Source organism: Streptomyces sp. NPDC086787, from assembly GCF_044745865.1.
Classification (GTDB): Bacteria; Actinomycetota; Actinomycetes; order Streptomycetales; family Streptomycetaceae; genus Streptomyces.
Window position 1 is genome coordinate 1,238,049 of the sequence record NZ_JBIVBC010000001.1, and the last position, 15,682, is coordinate 1,253,730.

The 15,682-nt window shown below is 73.8% G+C and carries 11 protein-coding genes; 1 reads left to right on the forward strand and 10 read right to left on the reverse strand.

Going from position 1 to position 15,682, the window contains the following annotated elements:
• Positions 1-12 precede the first annotated feature (12 nt).
• The 3 genes from cobJ to cobM are packed head-to-tail and all read right to left on the reverse strand — an operon-like array spanning position 13 to position 3,787.
• A complete protein-coding gene (gene cobJ, locus ACIPK3_RS05760; RefSeq protein WP_402566750.1) occupies positions 13-1,695 on the reverse strand; it encodes a precorrin-3B C(17)-methyltransferase in 1,683 nt (560 codons plus the stop codon).
• The gene (gene cbiE, locus ACIPK3_RS05765; protein WP_402566751.1) at positions 1,692-2,972 is read right to left on the reverse strand and encodes a precorrin-6y C5,15-methyltransferase (decarboxylating) subunit CbiE; all 1,281 of its coding nucleotides are present in this window, start codon (positions 2,970-2,972) and stop codon (positions 1,692-1,694) included. The genes cobJ and cbiE overlap by 4 nt, the downstream gene beginning before the upstream one ends.
• Positions 2,969-3,787, reverse strand: coding sequence for a precorrin-4 C(11)-methyltransferase (gene cobM, locus ACIPK3_RS05770; RefSeq protein WP_402566752.1), 819 nt, complete (start codon positions 3,785-3,787; stop codon positions 2,969-2,971). Before cobM ends, cbiE begins: the two co-directional genes overlap by 4 nt.
• Positions 3,788-3,909: 122 nt before the next feature.
• Between cobM and ACIPK3_RS05775 the strand changes: the two genes are divergently transcribed.
• Positions 3,910-4,665: a ZIP family metal transporter gene (locus ACIPK3_RS05775; protein ID WP_402566753.1), complete on the forward strand. Its 756-nt coding sequence runs from the start codon at positions 3,910-3,912 to the stop codon at positions 4,663-4,665.
• 26 nt (positions 4,666-4,691) lie between these two features.
• On the opposite strand, the gene cobI is transcribed toward ACIPK3_RS05775, so the two are convergent.
• Genes cobI through ACIPK3_RS05810 form a run of 7 tightly spaced genes read right to left on the reverse strand, consistent with a single transcriptional unit; the run spans position 4,692 to position 15,608 of the window.
• Positions 4,692-5,423, reverse strand: a complete 732-nt coding sequence (cobI, locus tag ACIPK3_RS05780) for a precorrin-2 C(20)-methyltransferase (protein WP_402566754.1) — start codon at positions 5,421-5,423, stop codon at positions 4,692-4,694.
• Entirely contained in the window at positions 5,420-6,811 is a 1,392-nt protein-coding gene (locus tag ACIPK3_RS05785) for a cobyrinate a,c-diamide synthase (RefSeq protein WP_402566755.1), read from the reverse strand. Before ACIPK3_RS05785 ends, cobI begins: the two co-directional genes overlap by 4 nt.
• On the reverse strand, positions 6,805-7,407 hold the full coding sequence (cobO, locus tag ACIPK3_RS05790) for a cob(I)yrinic acid a,c-diamide adenosyltransferase (RefSeq protein ID WP_402566756.1): 603 nt from the start codon (positions 7,405-7,407) through the stop codon (positions 6,805-6,807). Before cobO ends, ACIPK3_RS05785 begins: the two co-directional genes overlap by 7 nt.
• Positions 7,407-9,422 (reverse strand): putative cobaltochelatase, encoded by a 2,016-nt coding sequence (locus ACIPK3_RS05795; protein WP_402566757.1) that lies wholly within the window; start codon positions 9,420-9,422, stop codon positions 7,407-7,409. Before ACIPK3_RS05795 ends, cobO begins: the two co-directional genes overlap by 1 nt.
• Complete coding sequence (gene cobN, locus ACIPK3_RS05800; protein ID WP_402566758.1) at positions 9,419-13,072, reverse strand: cobaltochelatase subunit CobN; 3,654 nt, start codon at positions 13,070-13,072, stop codon at positions 9,419-9,421. Before cobN ends, ACIPK3_RS05795 begins: the two co-directional genes overlap by 4 nt.
• Positions 13,069-14,661: a cobyric acid synthase gene (locus ACIPK3_RS05805; protein WP_402566759.1), complete on the reverse strand. Its 1,593-nt coding sequence runs from the start codon at positions 14,659-14,661 to the stop codon at positions 13,069-13,071. Before ACIPK3_RS05805 ends, cobN begins: the two co-directional genes overlap by 4 nt.
• Positions 14,658-15,608 (reverse strand): cobalamin biosynthesis protein, encoded by a 951-nt coding sequence (locus ACIPK3_RS05810; protein WP_402566760.1) that lies wholly within the window; start codon positions 15,606-15,608, stop codon positions 14,658-14,660. Before ACIPK3_RS05810 ends, ACIPK3_RS05805 begins: the two co-directional genes overlap by 4 nt.
• Between the last annotated feature and the right edge of the window lie 74 nt (positions 15,609-15,682).

A 15,682-nucleotide genomic window follows, 5' to 3' on the forward strand; every position in this document is an offset into this window, starting at 1 on the left:
CGCCTGCGAGGGTCACTTGGGCTCCTCCTGCCAGCGGTAGCCGCGTGGCGTCACCATGCGGCCCGCGATGTTTCGGGTCGCCGTGTTGCCCACGGTCACGACCGTCATCATGTCGACCGTCGCCGGGTCCAGGGCGGCCAGTGTCGTCACCCGGCTGGACTCGTCCGGCCGCGAGGCGTTGCGTACGACACCGACGGGCGTGGCCGGCTCCCGGTGCTCCGCGAGGATCGCGAGGGCCTTCGGCAGCTGCCAGTCGCGGCCCCGCGAGCGCGGGTTGTAGAAGGTCACCACGATGTCCGCCTCGGCCGCCGCACGCACCCGCCGCTCGATGACCTCCCACGGAGTGTGCAGGTCCGACAGGCTGATCGACACATGGTCGTGGCCCAGCGGCGCGCCCAGGATCGCCCCGGCCGCCAGCGCCGCGGTCACCCCCGGCACCCCGATCACGTCGATGTCGTCGGACGCCTCGGCGAGCGCGGGGGAGGCCATGGCGTACACGCCCGCGTCCCCGCTGCCGATCAGCGCGACCGCGTGCCCGGCACGGGCCTCGGCGACCGCCGTGCGCGCCCGCTCCTCCTCGGCGCCAAGACCCGACTCCAGGATCCGGGTGCCCGGCCGCAGCAGGTCACGGATCTGGTCCACGTACTGGTCGAGACCCACGAGGACGGACGCCCGCCGCAGCTCCGCCTCGGCACGCGGGGTGAGCAGATCACGGGCGCCGGGACCCAGCCCGACCACCGCGAGCCGCCCCCGGGCCGGCCGCCGTACCACCGCGCAGGTCGCCATCGCGGGCCGCGCCCCGGACTTGCGCTTGGGGACGAGGAGCTCGCCGCCGCGCACGAGAGCGGCGGCCTCCGCGACGGACGGCGTACCCACGGCGGCCAGCGGGGCTTCGGACGGGTTGGGCACCTCGACCCTCGCCAGTTCCCCGGCGGGGTACGTCACCAGTGGCACACCGAGCCGCTCGGCGGCGGCCACCAGGCCCGGCTCGTCCGACTTGGCGTCCACCGTGGCGAGTTCGGCGACCGACGCGAGGGACAGCCCGGCGTCCCGCAGCGCGTCCCCGATCAGCTCCAGCACCTCCTCGGCGGGAGCGCCCTTCGACGCGCCGACACCGACCACAAGCGACGGCGGCCGCAGCAGCACCTCCCGCTCACCGGGCACCACCGCCCGGTCGGTCAGCCGGATCGTGTACGACCCCCGTGGCGAGGTCGGCAGCGCGGGCAGCGGCCACGGCACCTCCGCCTCCAGCGCGACGGGTTCACCGTCCAGCAGGGCCCGGGAGACGGTCGCCACCGATCCCTCGAACGGCAACCCGAGGGTGTCGAGGCCCGGCAGCCCGGCCGCGTCGGTCGCGGTCGTCACCACCGGTTGCGCACCGAGCAACCTCCCCACCTCGTGCGCGAGTTCATTGGCTCCGCCGCCGTGCCCGCCGAGCAGCGACACGGCGAACCGCCCGCCCTCGTCCACACACACCACACCGGGGTCACTCGCCTTGCCGTCCAGCAGCGGTGCCAGCAGGCGCACCACGGCCCCGGTGGCCAGGAAGCACACCAACTGCTCGCACTCCCCGAAAGCGGTCCGTACGGCGTCCCCTACGGGACCCTCGTACACCCGCGTACGGTCCGGCCAGGCGTCCGCCAGCCGGTCCCGCGCAGCCGTGCCCGCCGCCGTGGCGGAGATGAGGCCGATCACCGATCCACTCCCTCGATTGCCTTGATCTGCTGGTCCTGCTGGTCCTGCTCGTCCTGTGCGACACCTGCCGGAAGCCTCTCGCCCCACAGCAGGAACACCGGGTTCGTCGCGGCGAGCCGGGTCACGTCCCCCGGCAGCGGTGCGAGCCGGGACGACTGGAGCAGCACGCCGTCGCAGGAGAACCCGGAGCCGGTCAGCGCCGCACGCGCCGCCGGTACCCGGTCGAGCGCGGCCATCGCGACCACCACCGCCCGCCGGGCCCGCCGCGCGCACGCGGTCACGATCGCGGGCAGCTCGGCACCGCCGCCGCCGATGAACACGGCGTCGGGATCGGCCAGCCCGGACAGCGCCTCGGGGGCCCGGCCGTGCACCACACGCACGTCCACACCGTGCGCCGCCGCGTTGGCCCGCACCCGTTCGACCCCGTCGGCGGCGTGCTCCACCGCGACGACGGCGGCGCCGAGGCGCGCGCACTCGACGGCCACCGACCCCGAACCGGCGCCGACGTCCCACACCAGGTCACCGAGCCGAGGCCCGAGCCTGGCCAGCGCCAGCGCCCGCACCTCGAACTTGGTGATCATCGAATCCCGGTGCGTGAACGCCCCCTCGTCCAGGGCCCACCCGGCAGGCGCCGAACGCCCCCCGGCAACGGTCCGTACCGCGCCCAGCGCCCGCTCCTCGTCCAGACACAGCACCACGCTCACCGCCGTGCCCCAGTCCCGGGCGGCCGCCTCGGCGGGCGTCACCCGCTCTACCCGCTCGTGCGCCGGATCTCCCAGTGCGCTCGCCACCACCAGCACCCTGTCCCCGGGCACCGCCGCGCCCAGCTCGGCCGGACCGGTCCCCGGCCCGGTCAGCACCGCCACCTTGGGATGCGCCCGGCACGCGTTGACCGCCGTACGCGGATCACGTCCGTGCGCGCTCACCACGACCGCGTCGTCCCAGGGCAGCCCGACCCGGGCGAACGCCGCCGCCACCGACGAGACACCGGGCCGCACATCGAGCCGCCCCGCCCCGAACCGCTCCGCCAGCGCCCGCACGATCCCGAAGAACCCCGGGTCCCCCGAGGCCAGCACCAGCACCGGCAGCTCCTTGCCGGCGTACTCCGCGATCCGGTTCAGCGCGGGCGCCAGCGGCCCGAGCACCACCCGTTCGGCGCCCGCGGGCAGCCGTACGGCGTCCAGATGCCGCCGTCCGCCGACCACCAGCGTTGCCCCGGCGAGCAGGTCGTCGGGGACCGGCGCGGCGCCCGTCCCCGTGCCGACGACCGTGATCAACTGCTCGCTCCGTGCTCGCGCAGTGCCCGCCGGGCCTGCGGGTCCGCCTTGCGGTAGCCGTGGAAGTGACCGGGGTGGTACAGGTGCGAGCGGGTGCCGTGCGCGTCCAGCGCCGGCCCGACCAGGAACAGGGTGTGCTTCCAGAGCTTGTGCTCCTTGACCGTCTCCTCCAGCGTGTCGATCGTGCACCGCACGACCAGCTCCTCCGGCCAGGTCGCCTGATAGGCGACCACCACCGGTGTACCGGTCGGATAGCCGCCCTCCAGCAGCTCCCGCACCAGCTGGCCGCTGCGTGCCGCTGACAGGAAGACCGCCATGGTGGTGCCGTGCCGGGCGAACTCGCGCACCTCCTCGCCCGGCGGCATCGGCGTCTTGCCGCCGCCGAGCCGGGTGAGGATCACGGACTGCGCGACCTCCGGGATGGTCAGCTCGCGCTGAGCGAGCGCGGCGACCGCCGAGAACGCGGACACACCGGGCACGACCTCCGTCGCGATGCCGAGCTCCGCGCACCGGTCCAGCTGCTCCTGCGTGCCGCCCCACAGGGCCGGGTCACCGGAGTGGATGCGGGCCACCCGCAGCTCCTCGTGCCGGGCGCGCCGGTAGACGGTGACCACGTCCTCCAGGGACATGGTCGCGGAATCCAGGATCTCCGCGTCCTCGCGGGCGTGTTCGAGGACCTCCGCCTGGACCAGGCTGGCCGCCCAGATCACCACGTCGGCCTCGGCGATGGCACGCGCCGCACGGAACGTCAGCAGGTCGGCGGCGCCGGGGCCGGCACCGACGAAGGTCACCTTGCCGGCGGGGGCATCGGCCATGGGAAGAGGTCCTCTCGTACGGGATGTCACGGGTTGAAGGCCAGAGGGAGGGCGCGGTGGGCGCGGTGGGCGCGGCGCGGCCGGATGTGCGCGAGCCGGGTGCGATCGGATAGCAAAGGCCTATGGCGGTCTTCGTCGCGCTCGGCGCGTTCCTGATGACGCTGGCCGGCGGCTGGACGGCACAGCGTGTGACCGACCGCCGCCACCTCGTCCTCGGCCTGGCAGGCGGGCTGATGCTCGGTGTGGTCGGCCTCGACCTGCTGCCGGAGGCGCTGCGCGCGGCGGGCCGTGAGGTCTTCGGCGTACCGGCGGCCCTGCTGCTGTTCGTGGCCGGGTTCCTCCTCGCCCATCTGGTGGAACGTCTGCTGGCGGCCCGGCAGGCCGCGCACGGGGGTGAGGAACACGCTCACCCGGCCGCGCCGCACGGGCACGACCACCGGGCGCCCGAGGTGGGCCTGACGGTGGCCGCCGCGATGGTCGGCCACAGCGCCATGGACGGCGTGGCCATCGGCGCCGCCTTCCAGGTGGGCGGCGGCATGGGCACGGCCGTGGCCATAGCGGTGATCGCCCACGACTTCGCCGACGGCTTCAACACCTTCACCATCACCAGCCTCTACGGCAACGCCCGCCGCAAGGCGGTGGCCATGCTGGTGGCCGACGCCTGCGCACCGGTCCTCGGCGCCCTGTCGACGTCCTTCTTCACCCTCCCGGAGCAAGTGCTCGGCGGCTATCTCGGCCTCTTCGGCGGTGTGCTGCTCTATCTCGCCGCGGCCGAGATCCTCCCCGAGGCCCACCATGAGCACCCCGCCCGCTCGACCCTGCTGTGCACGGTCGCGGGCGCCGCCTTCATCTGGCTGGTGGTGGGTTTCTCCGGCTGACACCGACCGGGCACCGGACCGGTGTGTCACAGCTTGCCGCCCCGGCCGCCGTCCCGACGCGCGGGCGCGATGAGCGTGGACAGATACGGCAGCGGGGCCCCGTCGAGCTCACCTGCGGGCCGGATCGACTCCTCCGGCAGCCCCAGCGCCGAGCCCCACACCGCGTCACCGATCCGCCCGGTCTCCCGCAGCGCCTCGGCCACCTCCCCGGCCTGCCGCCCGAACTTGTACGCCACCACCGTCCCCGGCCCGTTCAGCGCGTCCTTGAGCACCCCGGTCCCGGCGGTCACCGGTACGAGCGTCAGCGGCTCGGTGCCCTCGGTCAGCACCGCCCCGGACCGCGCCGCGAGATCCTGCATGGCGGTGATCCCGGGCACGGTCTCGACCGCCGTACCCGGCACCAGTTCCGCGATCGTCTGCGCCAGATAGGTGAACGTCGAGTACACGTTGGGGTCGCCGATCGTCGCGAAGGCGACCGAACCGTGCTCCCGCAGCAACTCGGCGACCCGCCCACCGGCAGCGTCCCAGGCCGCCTCGCGGCGCGCCCGGTCGGACCGCTCGTTCAGCGCGAACACCACCCGTACGACGTTCTCCGCCGGCACGTAGTGCAGCACCGTCGCCTCGGCCCGGCCGCGCTCACCGGTGTCCATCACGGGTACGACCACGACCGCGGCGGCGCGCAGCGCGTTGACGCCCTTGACGGTCACCAGCTCCGGATCACCGGGCCCCACACCGACCCCGACCAGCCTGCTGCTCATGATGTCCGGCACCTCTCCACGAACCGACGGGCGACACCGGGCGTGGACGCCCAGTGCGTGTGCAGATAACTCGCGTGCACGCCCTGCTGTACGAAACCCTCGATCCGCCGCGCGGGCGTACGCACGCCCCAGGCGGGAGTCGGCCCCGCGCCGGGCTCGGCCACCGTGCGGTGGAACTCGTGCCCGCGCATCCGGGTTCCGGCGGCGGCGAGCACACTGTCGCTCACGGCCACCGCGTCCCGGTAGCCGAGTGTGAGCCGTTCACCCATCCGCGCGCTCGCGTCGAGCACACCGCACATGGGGTGCCCGTCCAGCTCCCGGCACAGATACAGCAGTCCGGCGCACTCGGCGGCCACCGGGGCGCCGCCGAGCGCCAGTTCGGCGACGGCCTTGCGCAGCGGCTCGTTGGCGGACAGCTCGGCGCCGTACACCTCGGGGAAGCCGCCGCCGATGACCAGCCCGCGCGTTCCGTCCGGCAGGTCCTCGTCCCGGAGCGGATCGAAGGTGACGACCTCGGCACCGGCGGCGGTGAGCAGCTCGGTGTGCTCGGCGTAGGAGAACGTGAAGGCCTCCCCACCGGCGACGGCCACCACGGGGGCCCGCTCCCCGGCCGGCCGGGTCGGGTGATCGTGGGCGGCCGGGCCGACGGCCTCGGCCGCGTTCCAGGCCGCGCACGACAGTTCACCGGCGGTCCGCGCCAGCGCCGCCAGCGCGTCCAGGTCGCACCCGGCCGCGACCTGCGAGGCCATCGCCTCGACGGCCTCCACCGCCGCCTGCCGCCGCTCGGCGACCGGCACCAGTCCCAGATGCCGTGAGGGAGTCTCCACCTGCCGAGCCCGCCGCAGGACGCCGAGCACCGGCACCCCGGCGGAGTCCAGGGCGTCCCGCAGCAGCTCCTCGTGCCGGTCCGACGCCACCTTGTTCAGGATCACGCCCCCCACCCGCACCTGCGGATCCCAGGAGGCGAACCCGTGCACCAGCGCGGCCACCGACCGGGACTGCGACGAGGCGTCCACGACCAGGACCACCGGCGCCCGCAGCAGCTTCGCCACATGCGCGGTGGAGGCCAGCTCGCCCTCTCCGGCTGCCCCGTCGTACAGCCCCATCACGCCCTCGACCACGGCGATGTCGCACCCGTGCGCACCGTGCGCGAACAGCGGACCGACCAGGTCGGGACCGCACAGGTACGCGTCGAGGTTGCGCCCCGCACGCCCGGTGGCGAGCGCGTGATACCCGGGGTCGATGTAGTCCGGCCCGACCTTGTGCGGGGACACGGCGAGCCCCCGCGCGGCGAACGCGGCCATCAGCCCCGTGGCGACGGTGGTCTTGCCGCTGCCCGAGGCGGGCGCGGCGACGACCAGCCGGGGCACGGACGAGGAGGTCACCACTCGATGCCCTTCTGGCCCTTCTGGCCGGCGTCCATGGGGTGCTTGACCTTGGACATGTCCGTGACGAGATCCGCGAAGCCGACCAGCTTCTCCGGCGCGTTCCGTCCGGTGATCACGACATGCTGGGTACCGGGCCGGGCGCGCAGCACCTCCACCACCTCGTCGGTGTCGACCCACCCCCAGTGCATCGGGTAGGCGAACTCGTCCAGCACGTACAGCCGGTACGTCTCGGCCGCCAGGTCACGCTTGACCTGCTCCCAACCCTCGCGGGCCTTCTCCTCGTTGGTCGAGTTGTCGAGGTCCCGCTGGACCCACGACCAGCCCTCGCCCATCTTGTGCCAGTCGACGGTTCCGCCCTCGCCGGACGCCCCCAGCACCCGCAGCGCGTTCTCCTCGCCGACCTTCCACTTCGCCGACTTGACGAACTGGAACACCCCGATGGGCCAGCCCTGGTTCCAGGCGCGCAACGCCAGCCCGAAAGCGGCGGTGGACTTGCCCTTCCCGATCCCGGTGTGCACGACGACCAGCGGACGGTTGCGCCGCTGCCGGGTCGTCAGCCCGTCCTCCGGTACGACACTCGGCTGCCCCTGCGGCATTACGCGGCCCTCCTCTGGTTCCGTTGCGTCCCCTGCACGTCCCTGACGAGACCGGCGATCGAGTCGGCCCGCAGCTCGTCCAGCGTGACGGTCGTACCGCCCAGTTCACCGGCGAGCTGCCCGGCGAGCCCGAGCCGCACCGGGCCCGACTCGCAGTCCACGACCACCGAAGCGACTCCCCCGGCGGCCAGCAGTCCCGCTGCACGCCCGGCCAGGGCCACGGGCTCCCTGCCCCCGGTGGCCCGTCCGTCCGTCACCACGACCACCAGCGCCCGCCGCGCGGGGTCCCGCAGCCGCTCGATGCGCAGCACCTCGTGCGCCTTCAGCAGCCCGGCGGCCAGCGGAGTACGCCCGCCCGTGGGCAGCGACTCCAGCCGGACGGCGGCGGCATCGACGGATGAGGTCGGCGGCAACGCGACCTGCGCCTCCTTGCCCCGGAAGGTCACCAGACCCACCTTGTCGCGCCGCTGGTAGGCGTCGAGGAGCAGCGACAGCACCGCACCCTTCACGGCGCTCATCCGCCGGCGCGCCGCCATGGAGCCGGAGGCGTCCACGACGAAGAGGACGAGGTTTCCCTCGCGCCCCTCGCGGGTGGCCTGCCGCAGATCGTCCCTGCGCACCACGAGCCCCGGCCCGGACCGCCCCCGCGCCCGCTGATGCGGAGCCGCCGCCTGGACGGTGGCCGCCAGGTGCAGCTTGCCGAGCCTGCCCTGCGGCCGCCGGGCGCCCGTGGTCCGTCCGTGCTCGGTCCGCGCCCGTGAACGCCGCCCGGCGGCACCCTCACCGATACCGGGCACACTCAGCACCTTGGTGCGAAAGGGCTCGGCGGCCCGTGCGGCGGACTGCTCCCCGGCACCGGACGGCTGCGGCTCCCCGCCCTCCCCGGCCTCGGGCCGCGCACCGGTGTCACCGCCTTGCGGGCCCTCGTCCGGCGACGGCTGCCCGCCGCCCCCGCCGGGACCGTCACCGGGACCGCCGTCGGGATCCGGGTCGGGATCGTCGTCCCCGGAGAACTCCTCCAGCGTCTGGTCCAGCTTGTCCTCGTCCAGGCCGGGCGCGTCGAACGGATTCCGCCTGCGCCGGTGGGGCAGCGCCAGCAGCGCCGCCTGCCGCACGTCCTCGGCGAGTACGTCGGTACGCCCGGCCCAGGCCGCCAGCGCGGTGGCGGTACGCGCCATCACGATGTCGGCGCGCATGCCGTCCACCTCGAAAGCCGCGCAGGTCGCCGCGATCTGCCGCAGCGCGGCGTCGCCCAGCCGCACCGACGGCAGCAGTTCCCGCGCCGCGACGATCCGGGCCCGTACGGCGGCCTCGTCGTCGGCCCAGCGCGCGGCGAAGGCGGCCGGCTCGTCGTCGTACGCGAGCCGCCGCCGTACGACCTCCACGCGCTGGTCGGGCTCGCGCGAGGCGGCGACCTCGACCGTCAGCCCGAAACGGTCGAGGAGCTGGGGCCGCAGCTCGCCCTCCTCCGGATTCATGGTCCCGACGAGCAGGAAGCGCGCGGCATGGCGGACGGAGACGCCCTCCCGCTCGACGTAGGAGGCGCCCATGGCGGCGGCGTCCAGCAGGAGGTCGACCAGGTGGTCGTGCAGCAGGTTGACCTCGTCGACGTACAGGATCCCGCGATGCGCGTCGGCCAGCAGACCGGGCTCGAAGGCCTTCACGCCCTCCGCGAGCGCCCGCTCGATGTCCAGGGCGCCGACCAGCCGGTCCTCGGAGGCACCGACGGGCAGTTCGACCATGCGCGCCGGCCGTTCGGCACCGGCGCCCGCCTCGTGCGGACCGTCCGGGCAGGAGGGGTCGGGGGAGCCGGGGGCGCAGGAGAAACGGCAGCCGGGGACGACGTCGACCCCGGGGAGCAGCGCCGAAAGGGCCCGCACGGCCGTGCTCTTCGCGGTGCCCTTCTCTCCTCGCACCAGCACACCGCCGACCGACGGGCTCACGGCGTTCAGCAGCAGGGCCAGCCGCAGGTCGTCCTGACCGACGACGGCGGTGAACGGAAACGGGGCAGTCACTTGTCGTCGCCCTCCAGATCGCCTTCGAGTTCCAGATAGGTGGCGCGCAGCCGTTCCAGCGTGTCCGCGTCCGGCTCCGCCCAGAGGCCCCGGTCCGCGGCCTCCAGCAGCCGTTCCGTGATGCCGCGCAGCGCCCAGGGGTTGGAATTCCGCATGAACTCCTGGTTCTCCGGCGAGAACACGTACTCGGACGCCAGCTTCTCGTACATCCAGTCGTCCACGACCCCGGCCGTGGCGTCGTACCCGAAGAGGTAGTCCACGGTCGCGGCCATCTCGAACGCGCCCTTGTAGCCGTGCCTGCGCATGGCCGACATCCAGCGCGGGTTGACCACCCGGGCCCGGAAGACCCGGTGCGTCTCCTCGCCCAGCGTCCGCGTCCGCACCTGGTCCGGCACCGCCGAATCGCCCACGTACGCCTCGGGGCTGGCGCCCGTCAGATGCCGCACCATCGCGACCATGCCGCCGTGGTACTGGAAGTAGTCGTCGGCGTCGACCAGGTCGTGCTCTCTCGTGTCGACGTTCTTGGCCGCCACCGCGATCCGCCGGAACGCCGTCTCCATGTCGCCGCGCGCCGCCCGGCCGTCCAGCCCGCGCCCGTACGCGTAACCGCCCCACACGGCGTACACCTCGGCGAGGTCGGCGTCCGAGCGCCAGTTCCGCGCGTCGATCAGCGGCAGCAGACCGGCGCCGTACGCCCCCGGCTTCGACCCGAAGATACGGGCCGACGCGCGCCGCCGGTCGCCGTGTTCGGCGGTGTCCTCGTCCACATGGGCCCGTACGAAGTTGGACTCGGCGGGCTCGTCCAGTTCGGCCACCGCGCGTACCGCGTCATCGATCAGCCCCACCACGTGCGGGAACGCGTCACGGAAGAAGCCGGAGATCCGGACCGTCACGTCGATGCGCGGCCGCCCCAGCTCCGCCGGCGGCACGATCTCGAAGCCGGTGACGCGCCGTGAGGCGTCGTCCCACACCGGACGGCAGCCCAGCAGGGCCAGGATCTCGGCGATGTCGTCGCCCTGGGTGCGCATCGCGGACGTGCCCCAGACCGTGAGACCGACCGACTTCGGGTACTCGCCCGTGTCCGTCAGATACCTCTGCACCAGCGAGTCGGCCAGCGCCTGACCGACCTCCCAGCTCAGCCGGGACGGAATGGCCTTGGGGTCGACGGAGTAGAAGTTGCGGCCGGTCGGCAGCACGTTGACCAGGCCGCGCGTGGGGGAGCCGGACGGGCCCGCCGGGACGTAACCGCCGTCGAGGGCGCGCAGGATGTGGCCGATCTCGTCCGTGGTCCGCGCCAGCCTCGGCACCACCTCGGTACAGGCGAACTCCAGCACGGCCGCCGCGTCGGGGAGCCCGGTGCGGAGCACCTCGCGGACGAGGCCCGGGACCGCCGCGCTGTCCCAGCCGCGCTCCTCCATCCCCTGCGCGAACCGCCGGCACAGCTGCTCCAGCAGGTCGATGGCGTCGGCGCCGGTGCGCGCGGGCCCTTCGACCAGGTCCGTCAGCTCCACCGGCACCTTCACCGGCGCGCCCGGCTCGGCCAGCAGGTCCTTCTCCACCAGCCCGAAGTGCTCGGCCAGCGAGGCCCGCAGACCCGGCAGCGCGTTCGCCTGCCCGCCCCACACCTGCGAGGCGCGCAGCACGGCGAGCACGAGGTTGACGCGCGCTTCGCCCTCCGGACCGCCGCCCAGGATGTGCAGGCCGTCGCGGATCTGCACATCCTTGATCTCGCACAGATAGCCGTCGATGTGCATGACGAACTCGTCGAAGGCGTCGTCGTCCGGCTGGTCGTCCACATGCAGGTCGTGGTGGAGTTCGGCGGCCTTGACGAGGGTCCAGATCTGCGCCCGTACGGCCGGGGCCTTGGCCGGGTCCAGGTCCGACACGAGCGCGTACTCGTCCAGGAGCTGTTCCAGCTTGGCCAGGTCGCCGTAGGTGTCGGCGCGGGCCATCGGCGGCACGAGGTGGTCCACGACCGTGGCGTGCCCGCGCCGCTTGGCCTGGGTGCCCTCACCGGGGTCGTTGACGATGAACGGGTAGATCAGGGGCAGTTCGCCGAGGACCGCGTCCGGCGCGCACCCGTGCGACAGCCCGAGGCCCTTGCCCGGCAGCCACTCCATCGTGCCGTGCTTGCCCATGTGCACGACGGCGTCGGCGCCGAAGCTGTTGTCCAGCCAGCGGTAGGCGGCCATGTAGTGGTGCGACGGCGGCATGTCGGGGTCGTGGTAGATCGCGATCGGGTTCTCGCCGAAGCCGCGCGGCGGCTGGATCATCACGACGACGTTCCCGAATTGGAGCGACGCCAGCACGATGTCCTCGCCGTCCACGTACAGACCGCCCGGCGGCTCGCCCCATGCCTCCAGCATGGCGTCGCGCAGTTCCGGGTCGAGCCCGTCGAACCAGGTGCGGTAGTCGGCGAGCGGCACCCGCGCGGGCGCGGTGGCGAGCTGTTCCTCGGTGAGCCACTCGACGTCGTGGCCGCCGGCCTCGATCAGCCGGTGGATCAGCTCGTCGCCGTTGTCGGGGTACTCGGTGAGGGCGTAGCCCGCGTCCCGCAGCGCGTCCAGGACCCGTACCGCCGAGGCAGGCGTGTCGAGTCCGACCGCGTTGCCGACCCGCGAGTGCTTGGTCGGGTAGGCGGTGAAGACCAGCGCGAGCTTCTTCTCCGCGTTCGGCTTGTGCCGCAGTCGCGCGTGCCGTACGGCGATTCCGGCGACGCGTCCGGCCCGCTCGGGGTCGGCGACGTAGACCGGGACGTCGTCCGGGCCCTGCTCCTTGAAGGAGAAGGGCACCGTGATGAGCCGTCCGTCGAACTCCGGGATCGCGACCTGCATCGCCGCGTCCATGGGGGAGAGGGCGGCGTCGGACTCGTCCCAGGCGGCCCGCGAGGAGGTCAGGCAGAGGCCCTGCAGCACGGGGATGTCCAGTTCGGCCAGCGCGCCGATGTCCCAGGCCTCCTCGTCGCCGCCCGCCGACGCCTGCGAGGCGTGGGTGCCGCCCGCCGCGAGCACGGTGGCGACCAGTGCGTCCGCCCGGCCGAGGATCTCGTACAGCCCGGCGTCGGCGCCGCGCAGCGAACCGCAGTACACCGGGAGGGCGTTGGCGCCGTGCGCCTCGATCGCCTCGCACAGGGTGTCCACGAAGGCGGTGTTGCCGCTCAGTTCGTGGGCGCGGTAGAAGAGCACGCCCACGGTGGGGCGGCCCTCGGTGCGGGCGCGGTCGCCGTGGACGCCGTACTCCGGCATCTTCCGCGGCTCCTCGAAGCCCTCGCCGGTCAGCAGCACGGTGTCCGACAGGAACCGGGCGAGTTCGGTGAGGTTGTCGGGGCCGCCCTCGACCAGGTAGCGCAGCGCCTCGGCCACCACACCGGCCGGTACGGACGACTCCGCCATCAGCTCGGCGTCGGGGACGCTCTCACCGCCGAGCAGCACCGTCGGGACACCGGACGCCCTGAGCGCGGCGAGCCCGTCCTCCCAGGCGCGCTTTCCGCCCAGCAGCCGTACGACCGCGATGTCCGCGCCCCCGATCAGCCCGGGAAGCTCCTCCGCGACGTCCACGCGGGTGGGGTTGCCGATCCGGTAGGACGCGCCGGAGGCCCGTGCCGCCAGCAGATCGGTGTCGGCGGTCGACAACAACAACACTGTGCTCATGCGGGCGCTCCCGGTGGAATGAAGGGCAGTCCTTGTGGCGCGCCCGACTCGATGAGCCGCCAGAGCGCGTCGGTGTCCGCGTGCTGTTCGATCAGGTCGCCGAGCCGGTCGAGCTGCTCCTCGCGCAGCTCGGCGAACGAGGTGTCGGGGGCCGGCACGAAGCGGCGGCCCGCGGCGGCCGCCACCTCCCGCAAAAAGGCCCGCCGGAAGGCGTCCGACTCCAGGGAGCCGTGCCAGTGGGTGCCCCAGGTCTGTCCGACCCGGCAGCCGTCCAAGGGGTGCCCGCTGTCGTCGGCGAAGAACACGTCGCCACCCAGCACTTCGGCGACGCCGTGGTGGATCTCGTAGCCCTCGACATGCTCACCGAGGGCCTGCCCGGTCGGGCGGGTGAGGGTCTTCTCCCGGGCGAACCGCACCCGGACGGGCAGGATTCCGAGCCCGTCCACGTGTCCGCGGCGGCTCTCCACGTCGTCCTCGATGTGCTCGCCGAGCACCTGGAAGCCGCCGCAGATGCCGAGCACGGGCCGTCCTTCGGCGGCCCTGCGCCGTATCGCGTCCGCCAGCCCGCGTTCCCGCAGCCACTCCAGCGCCCGCACGGTTCCCCGGGTCCCCGGCAGGATCACCAGGTCGGCGTCGGCGAGCTCCTCCGGCCGGTCCACGAACCGTACGACGACGCCGGGTTCGGCGGCGAGGGCGTCCACGTCGGTGAAGTTGGACATCAGCGGCACGGCGCAGACCGCCACGCGCAGCACGTCCTGCCCGACGGGCGGGGCGACGTTCGACTCGCGCACGGTTCCGCGCAGGGAGACACGCAGCCCGTCCTCCTCGTCGATACCGAGCCCGTGCCGGAACGGCAGCACGCCGTACGTGTGCCGTCCGGTGAGTCCGTGCAGCATGTCGAGGCCCGGTTCCAGGAGGCCGACGTCGCCCCGGAACTTGTTGACGAGGAACCCGGCGACCAGTTCCTGGTCCTCGGGGGAGAGCAGGGCCACGGTGCCGAAGAAGGAGGCGAACACGCCGCCGCGGTCGATGTCGCCGACGACGAGCACGGGCAGCCGCGCGCCCCGCGCGATCCCCATGTTCACGATGTCGGTCCGGCGCAGGTTGATCTCGGCGGGAGAGCCGGCCCCTTCACAGATCACCGCGTCATACGTGCCCCGCAACTCGGCGAGGCACTCCAGCACGGTCCCGAGCAGACGCTGCCGGCGTCCACCGTGCAGCCCCGCCCCGGGGGACGACTCCCCGGACTTCCCGGCCCCCCCGGACTCCCCGAAGAACCCACGCGCGCTCATCTCGCCCACCGGCTTGCCCAGCAGCACCACCTGACTGCTCTGCTCGCCGCCCGGCTTCAGCAGCACGGGGTTCATCAGAGCGGTCGGCTCGACGCGGCAGGCCTGCGCCTGCATCGCCTGCGCCCGGCCGATCTCCGCGCCCTCACGGGTCACGAACGAATTGAGCGACATGTTCTGCGCCTTGAAGGGCGCGACCTTGACCCCCTGCCGTACCAGCCACCGGCAGATCCCCGCCGTCACCACGCTCTTGCCGGCGTCCGACGTGGTGCCGGCGACCAGTAGACCCCTGCCGTTCACGAGTTGTGCCCCCTTGCCTTCCGCACGATGGCGCGCGCGGCGATTCCCGTGCCGAGCGCGAGCAGGCCGACCCGGCGGGAGAGCCGTACGGCCCGGTGGATGTCGCCGGTGGCCACGGGGCGGCCACCGCCGTTGAGCACGGGCCGGTGCTCGATCCGGCCTCCGTAGGAGAGCGTGCCGCCGAGCCGCACGCCGAGGGCGCCCGCGAAGGAGGCTTCCACCGGCCCGGCGTTGGGGCTCGGGTGCCGGTGCGCGTCCGCCCGCCAGGCGCGCAGCGCGCCGCGCGGATCCGGGCCCGCGACGGCGGCGAGCACGGCGGTGAGCCGGGCGCCGGGCCAGCCGGCGACGTCGTCGAGACGGGCGGAGGCCCAGCCGAACCGCCGGTGGCGAAGCGACTTGTGGCCGACCATCGCGTCGAGGGTGTTCACGGCGCGGAACCCGAGGAGTCCGGGCACGCCGGCCGCGGCACCCCACACCAGGGCACCGACCACGGCGTCCGAGGTGTTCTCCGCGACGGACTCCACCACCGCCCGCGCCATGGCGTCGGCGTCGAGGGCCTGCGGGTCCCGGCCGCACAGGTGCGGCAGCCGGGCGCGGGCCGCCGAGAGGTCGCCCGCCTCCAGGGCGCGCCCGATGATCCGGGCCTCGCGGGCGAGTGAACTCCCGCCGACGACCGTCCAGGTGGCCGCCGCGGTGAGGGCGACGGAGGCGGCGGTGGAGGAGCGGGCTGCCCGGTGGGCGAGGGCGCCGAGGGCCACGGCTCCGCCGACGCAGACGGCGGTGTGCGCGGCCCCCCAGCCGCGGTGGTCCCGCCACAGCGCCCGTTCCACGGAGGCGGCCGTGCGCCCGAACGCGGCGACGGGGTGCCCGTGGCGCGGATCGCCCAGGATCAGGTCGGCGAGGAGGCCGGCGGAGGCGCCGTACGCGAAGACGCGATCGGCACGCATCGGCTCAGCCGGCCGAAGGGTCGGGCAGCGATCCTGTGGTGTACCCGAAGGCCTGTCTGGCCCTCAACGGCCGA

What these genes read in the sequence shown, in the direction of transcription:
- cobM (WP_402566752.1), bottom strand. Translation starts at nt 3,787, where the DNA reads ATGGCCGATGCCCCCGCCGGCAAGGTGACCTTCGTCGGTGCCGGCCCC.
- ACIPK3_RS05775 (WP_402566753.1), top strand. Translation starts at nt 3,910, where the DNA reads ATGGCGGTCTTCGTCGCGCTCGGCGCGTTCCTGATGACGCTGGCCGGC.
- cobI (WP_402566754.1), bottom strand. Translation starts at nt 5,423, where the DNA reads ATGAGCAGCAGGCTGGTCGGGGTCGGTGTGGGGCCCGGTGATCCGGAG.
- cobO (WP_402566756.1), bottom strand. Translation starts at nt 7,407, where the DNA reads ATGCCGCAGGGGCAGCCGAGTGTCGTACCGGAGGACGGGCTGACGACC.
- cobN (WP_402566758.1), bottom strand. Translation starts at nt 13,072, where the DNA reads ATGAGCACAGTGTTGTTGTTGTCGACCGCCGACACCGATCTGCTGGCG.
- ACIPK3_RS05810 (WP_402566760.1), bottom strand. Translation starts at nt 15,608, where the DNA reads ATGCGTGCCGATCGCGTCTTCGCGTACGGCGCCTCCGCCGGCCTCCTC.